Raw genomic sequence first — 6,758 nt, 5'->3', positions numbered from 1 at the left:
GCCCGGAGCGACCCAGACAGTGGTGCTCGGCTGGGTGGCCGCCGTGGCGGCGCGCTTCAGTGTCTTGAAGGGTTGGTCTTTGCTGCCCGGCGCCGAGTCGGAACCGTTTGGCGAAACGTAATAGTTGTAGGTCGTTGGCGGGGTGCCCGCTGTGGCGTCTGTTTCAGCGTTGGCGCCGCTGCACAACAGCAGAGCGCAAGACAGCGCGAAAAATAACCTGTGGGATACCATGAGGGCTCCTTGCGCACCAAACACGCTGCGGCAGAAAAACTCTGCACCTGCGCTTCATTTGGCATTGATTGAAGTGGCGGCAGATTCTGCGAGCGCGCGTTCCAAATCCGGCAAGTGGGGAGGTGACATGCAGGTGACACACCGCTCGGCCTTGCCTGAAGAATTGGAGACGGGGCTGCAGCGCCTGCTCGACAGCGCATGCTTCGCGAGCTCGGCTCGGCAACAACGCTTTCTGCGTCACTTGGTGGATGGCGTGCAGAGCGGGCAGACCGCGGGCTTGAAAGAGAGCGTGCTGGCGATCGAGATCTTCGGTCGCTCCGCAGACCGGTTCGACCCGACGCAAGACAGCATCGTGCGCGTCGAGGCACGACGTTTGCGCCAGCGCTTGGCCAAGTACTACGCTGGCGTGGGCGCGGCCGACGCGTGGGAGATCAGCCTGCCGGTGGGCAGCTATGTGCCGACGATCCGGCGCCGCGATGCCGTCCAGCGCTCGTCAGGCTCCAGGCGGGCGCGCGATCTGGTCGAACGCGGCGACCATTTCCTGCGCGAGGGCGTCTTCCACGACGCACTGGAGCGCTACCAAGAGGCGCTGCGCGAATGCAGCGACTACGCGCCGGCATACCTTGGCGCGGCGCGGGCCTGGGTCAACCTGGGCATGAGTGGGCTCGAGCCATCGACGCCGAACGTCGACGATGCGCTTGAGGCCCTGAGCCGTGCGCTCGAGCTTGACCCCTTGCTGCCGGAAGCGGCCTCGCTGAAGGGCCTGGTGCTGCATCGATTCGAGCACGACTGGGCCGGGGCCGAACGCGAGCTGAAGCGGGCGGTCGACCTCGCTCCCGACAACGCGCGCGTGAGAGACCTCTTCGGCTTTCAACTGATGTTCGCCGGCCTGCACGACGCGGCGGAGACTGAGCTGCAGCGAGCACGCGAACTCGATCCGCAGAACCCTGCATTCCGCCTGCACATGGCCTGGTTGCGCATGGCCCAGCGCCGCTGGACCGATGCCGAGAAAGAGTACGACGCGCTGCTCGACATCGCGCCCGACAACTTCTGGGCCCTGCTGTCGCGCGCCGACATGATGTTGTACCGCGGTCGGCACGATGACGCCATCGCGCTCTACCGCGACGCCAGGCGCCGCAGCCCCAGCCATGCGGATTGCCAATTGGGCGAGGCCTGCGCACTGTTCGCACTCGGCAGGGAAGAGGAGGCGAGCCGCATCGTGCAGGCCGCTCGCAAGGCCAGCCCACCACCGTCACCCTACGTGCTGGCAGAGGTGATGGCGGCCCGGCGCCGCTATGACGAYGCGTTGTCGCTGTTGCAGCAAAGCGCTGCCGTTCGCGACCCGTTGTTCCTGGTGGGCAGCACCAGCCCCTTGTTCGAGCCGCTGTACGGCGATGCGCGCTTCCAGGATCTGTACCGAAGTTCGAGAGCCTGCGGGTTTGCGGCCGCTTAGGTTCGACACCCGCAGCGGCGGCGGCACGTTCAGCGGTCGACGAGCTTCAGCGCTTCCATCACGTCGGCCCAGGACACGTACTTGAAGTTCTGCGGGCCGGCGGGCAGGCGCTTGTGGCCGTCTTGCACGACGAGCAGGCCTTGCGGGTAGTCAAGTCCGATCGCGGCGGCGGTCACGTCCAGCCCATCGGTCTCTGACGTGCCGTCGATGCCGGCCGTGGCGGACACGCCGATGCGGAACGCGCCGCGTGGCGTGTACGGGGGCTGTGCATCGATCACCACATAGCTGTCGTTGCCCTGGCTCGATGCAACCAGCCATGTGGTGTGCCGGCCGCGGTACAGCGCGAGGCCTTCGACGTCGGCTTTCAGCAACGGGCCGACCGGCAGCACCAGCTCTGGTTTTGGCGCCACGTCGCCACGTGATGACAGCGCCCAGATGCCGCGGTCTTCCTCACCGACGAACAGGCGCTCGTTCGGCTCGTCGACCACGCAGCCCTCGGGCTGGCTGGCGAGGCGGAAGCTGCGCATCCGCTCGGCTCGCCACGCGGTTGCCCCGTCGGTGCCGGTGGTGGCCACCAGCCGCAGATGGACGAAGCGGCCATCCTTGTCGTTGGCGAACACGTCGAGCCCATCATCGCGGTTGCGGCCGGCGCAGATGCCGTACAGGTCGTCCAGCCCCGAGGGCAAGCGGGCCACTTCGCTGACGCTGCCTTGCGGGTCGACCTCGAACAGCACGACGCTTTTGTCGTCACGCTGGGTCGCGACTGCCAGGTCGCGCCAGCCGGTGCCCGCGCGGATGCGCTGGCGCAGGTCGACGTTGTTCAGGCGACCACTTTCCAGCAGCTGGCGCTGACGGCCCTGCAGGTCGTAGACCAGCAGGCCCTGCTTCTTGTTGGTGGCGAGCACGCGGCTGTCGGCCGGGCGCTCGGGGTGGACCCAGATGGCCGGGTCGTCCGCCGCATCGCCCAGCCGCGCGACCGGCTCGGTCTGCTGGCGCGGCAGCACGATCGGCAATGGCGCTGGCCGTGCGCTTGCTGGCAGCTTGATCGCCTGCTCGGCCTTCTTGCCATCCTTGGCGCTGACCTTCAGATGTGCGCCTTGCACCTGCAGCCGATGGGGCGCGAAGTCGAGGCTTCCCCAAGGCTTGCGCAGCGCCAGCGGTTGGCGGGCGGTGCTGCCTTCGGCGCCGATGTCATAGGCCCACACGCCCAGCGCCGGTTCGGCCACCAGCAGCAGCGCTCGCTCGTCGTCTGCCACGCAGCTGGTGGCCTGGCTGGGCAGTGCCAGGTGGCGCAGCAGCAGCGAGCCTTGTGGGCGCAGCAGCCATTGCTCGGCGCGGCCGTCTTCGGCCACGAGAAAGAGTGTGGGCAGGCCTTGCGCGTCGATATGCAGGCACAGCGTGTCGACCGGCAATGTGGTCTGCGGCGCCTGCGGCCAGGGCTGCAGCGGTGTCGTGCCGGCACCGGACATGGGCGCGCTCACGATCACGGGCTGGTTGCTGTTGCCATCCAGCACCGCGGCCATCAGCGTGGCATTCGGGCCGCTGCCAAGCGTGCGGGTGTCGATGAGCTTGGCGCGCAGTGGCAGCCGTTGCATCAAGTGGCCTTGGGCGTCGTTGAGCACCAGGCCATCGTGGTCGAGGTTGAAGCCAGCCGCAGGGGCGGCGAGCAGGGCGGGGTTGGCGCAGGCCAGGGGCAGGGCCAGCGCCAGCGCGCGGATCAATGGGTGCAGGGTCATCGCTGTTTCAGAACGCGGTGTACTTCAGGCTCAGCTTGAAAGTGCGGCCGTACTGCTCGTACTGCACATTCTGGTCGCGTGAACCGGCATAGACGTAGTAGGCGGTGTTGTTCAGGTTCTGCACCTGGGCGCTGAGCTGCCACTCCTTGTTGATCTGCCAGCGGGCTGACAGGTCGAGCTGGGTTTGCGCCGCGACCCACTGGTCTTGCGCCGCGTCTGTCACGTCACCTACCTCCAGCAGGTAGGGCGACTTGTGGTTGACGGCGAGCCGCACGCTGAACGGGCCGGTCTCGTAGCCCAGCATCAGGTTGACGCTGCGGTCGGACTGGCTGGGCAGGTGGATGTCGCGGGTCACATCACCCTGCGAGATGCGCGCCTTGCTGCGCGTGAAGCTGGCATTGACGCCGACCACCAGACCGTTCCACGGCGCCGGCAGTTCGCGCAGCGCCTGTGCCCACGACAGCTCGATGCCGCTGACCTGCGCGCGTTGGCCGTTGACGAAAGTCTCGGCCTCGTCGAAGTCGACCCAGTCGCCGGTGCCGGCCACGTCGGTGCGGTAGACGAAATCCTTGATGCGCTTGTGGAAGAGGTAGGCCGAGGCCGCACCGTCGCGGCCCAGCCGGTGGTCGATGCCGAGATCGAAGTTCGACGACCGCATCGGCGCCAGCATCGGGTTGCCGAACGAGGCTTCATCGCCATCGATCACCGTGCCCGGCGCGAGCTGCTCGAAGGTCGGCCGGACGACCGAGTTGGTCCACGCGGCACGCACACTGGTGTTCTTGTCGAGGTCGTAGCGCGCGTGCAGGCCGGGCAACCAGGCATCGGTGTGGCGCTCGGCATGGACGGCGCCGAACTCACCGTCGATCAGGCTCGAGCCGTCGGCGCGCAGGCGCGTGCCTTCGTGGCGCACGCCGGCCAGCAGCCGCCAGTCGCCGATGTCGAAGCTGGCTTGCACGTAGGCTGCGTCCACGTCTTCGCGGATGCTGTAGTCGGCGATGCGCGACTCTTCCTCGTCGATGAAGTCAGCCAGGTTCAGCCCGTTGATCGCGGCCAGCAACTTGCCCGACGACAAGCCCGGGCCGAACGCGCCGAGCGCGTAGTCCACTGTGCCCTGCGTGTAGCTGGTCATGGCGGTGTCGGCCACGGCGTCGCCGCCGACGACCCAGGTGGTCTCATCATTGCGTTTGTGGCGGCGGCTGAGCTTGGCGCCGAACTTCAGCTCGCCGCCCACGTCGCCGGCGCTCCAGCGGTGGCTCAGGTCCAACTGGCCATGCTGCTCGTTGTCGGTCGTCATACCCTGGGCCACCTCGATCTCGTCGAGGCTGTAGCTGGCGGCGTCGTACAGGCTTGCAGGGCCGACCAGTCGCGGTTGTCGCGTGCCGGTGTAGCCGACGCCGGCGAAATYGTCATTGCCGGCAAACGCGGCACCGGGCACGTGCCTCGGAAGATCTTCGCCGGCCTGGCTGGCGCCGAGCGCAGCGCTGATCTTCCAGTCGCCGAAGCGGCGTTCACCGCCCATGTGCAGCGACAGGATGTGTTGGGTCTCCTTGCGGGCCTTCAGCTCACGCGCCACCTCCGCATCGCCCAGCTCACCAGGCGCCTGTGCGTCGTCGAACTCGATGACCTGGGCCTCGCGGTGCTCGGTGTCGGCAAAGCGGCTGGCGAAGCTGCGCAGGAAGTAGCGCTCGCCGTGGGCCGGCCGGTAGTCGAGGTTCAGGGCCAGCGCGTCGCGCTGGCGCGTGATGCGGTAGTCGCGGCGCTCGAACTCCTCCAGCTTGCCGTCGTCCCAGGCGCCGCCGGTCTCGACGTTGTCCGAGCCGAAGCGGCGTTGCTCGCTGCTGGCGCCGAAGGCCACGCCGAGCTTGCCGTCGAAGAAGCGGTCGCTCCAGATCAGGCTGCCGCGCGGGCTGGTCAGGCTGGTGTTGCCGTCATGGGCCAGGCCGGCGTCGGCCGACAGGAAGCGACCGCGGTGGTCGAAGGCCGACAAGGTGACGACCTCGATGTGGCCGCCGATCGAGTTGGCGTCCTGGTCGGGTGTCAGCGTCTTGCTCACTTCGAGCGAGCGGATCAGCCCGGCCGGCAACACGTCCAGCGCCACCGCGCGGCGGCCGTGCTCGGGGGCCGGTACGAGGGCACCGTTGATCGACACACCGTTCAGGTCCGGCCCCAGGCCGCGCACCCGCACGTAGCGGCCTTCGCCCTGGTCGTTTTCGACCGATACGCCCGGCAGGCGTTGCAAGGCTTCGGCGGCATTGCTGTCGGGCAGCTGGCCGATGCCGTCGGCCCGCACCACGCTGAGGATGCGGTCAGACTCTTGCTGTGCGTCGAGCGCATTGCGCAGGTTGATGGCCTGGCCGGTGACGACCACGGTTTGCGCCGGGGACGTCTGGGCGCGCAGGCCGGGCGCCACGGCGAGCAGGGCGCTGGCGGCTGCCAGTGCGGTGAACCGGGCGGGAAACGGGGCCGGATAGAGGGTACGCATCGGTGGGTACTTCGGTGGGGCAGGCCTGCCGGATGGCGGGCGACGGCCGCGACTGTCGAAGCGGCCGATGACAGTCCCGTGACCGGTGGCACCGCTCGGGGCGCCGCCGGGCTGTCTTTGAGCTGCCAGCACCCGGCATCCGTCGAGGGCAGCGGGGCGTTCGGCGTTGTGCCGGGCGTTGCCGATGAGCCGTTTGAACCCCGTCGGTGACTTTCGTCACCGGCGCCACGGTCGAAAACAGGTGTCACAACTGACACCTGCGGGTCACAATCTGAGGCTAGCCTCGGCGCCCCCTCTTCGTGACTGCCTTCACCGACCGATTCGACTGATGCGCTTGCTGCCAATGAACTCCTGGCTCCAGTGGAGCAACAGCGTCGCTGCAGCCTGGGCACGCTGGGCGCCGCCTGGCGGTCTGCTGCTGGCCTTGCTGGCCAGCGCGATGATGGCCGTCTACTCCGCCTACGGCGAGCCCAAGCCGACAGCCGACTGGAGCCTGCTCGATATTGCCGGCGAAGGCGGCAGCTCCTTGATGGCGATGGTGTGGTGCCTGATGGTGGTCAGCTCACGGCCACGCGGGCGGGTCACGGCCATGCTGGCCGGCGGCCTGGGCATGATCGCGCTGGGCAACTTGGCCGACTGTCTGGATGAGTTCTACCGCCTGCCGCACGAGATGTGGTGGGACAACGCGCTCGAAGGGGGGCTGGTGCTAGGCGGCATGCTGGTGCTGACGCTGGGCCTCGTCGGCTGGCGCACCGAGCAGCGGCTGCTGAGCGAGCATCTGCGCCAACGCGAGCGGCTCTATCGCGACCACCGCGGCTTCGACCGCGTGACGCAGCTGGCCGATGCGGGCTACCTG

General features: G+C 68.1%; 4 protein-coding genes and 1 pseudogene. 2 read left to right on the top strand and 3 right to left on the bottom strand.

All coding sequences use genetic code 11. The annotated features are described in order from the left end of the window. The coding region (locus tag AC1DYI_RS23150; RefSeq protein WP_477206482.1) for a DUF1565 domain-containing protein at positions 1-231 on the bottom strand (231 nt) is incomplete at its 3' end. Positions 232-358: 127 nt separating this feature from the next. On the opposite strand from AC1DYI_RS23150, the gene AC1DYI_RS23145 reads away from it, so the two are divergent. Next, positions 359-1,684 (top strand): tetratricopeptide repeat protein, encoded by a 1,326-nt coding sequence (locus AC1DYI_RS23145; protein ID WP_477206481.1) that lies wholly within the window; start codon positions 359-361, stop codon positions 1,682-1,684. A 29-nt stretch (positions 1,685-1,713) separates the two neighbouring features. Here the strand turns inward: AC1DYI_RS23145 and AC1DYI_RS23140 are convergent, their stop codons facing one another. Both AC1DYI_RS23140 and AC1DYI_RS23135 read right to left on the bottom strand, forming a co-directional pair. Beyond that, complete coding sequence (locus tag AC1DYI_RS23140; protein WP_477206480.1) at positions 1,714-3,420, bottom strand: phytase; 1,707 nt, start codon at positions 3,418-3,420, stop codon at positions 1,714-1,716. Between the two features lie 7 nt (positions 3,421-3,427). Further along, positions 3,428-5,902 (bottom strand): TonB-dependent receptor, encoded by a 2,475-nt coding sequence (locus tag AC1DYI_RS23135; protein WP_477206479.1) that lies wholly within the window; start codon positions 5,900-5,902, stop codon positions 3,428-3,430. Positions 5,903-6,245: 343 nt separating this feature from the next. Here AC1DYI_RS23135 and AC1DYI_RS23130 point away from each other — a divergent pair. Then, positions 6,246-6,758 (top strand): annotated as a pseudogene (locus AC1DYI_RS23130) (hypothetical protein); the annotation flags it as partial.

This window comes from Ideonella sp. P3_A4, from assembly GCF_056403075.1.
This window is presented reverse-complemented; position numbering and strand designations above follow the sequence as displayed.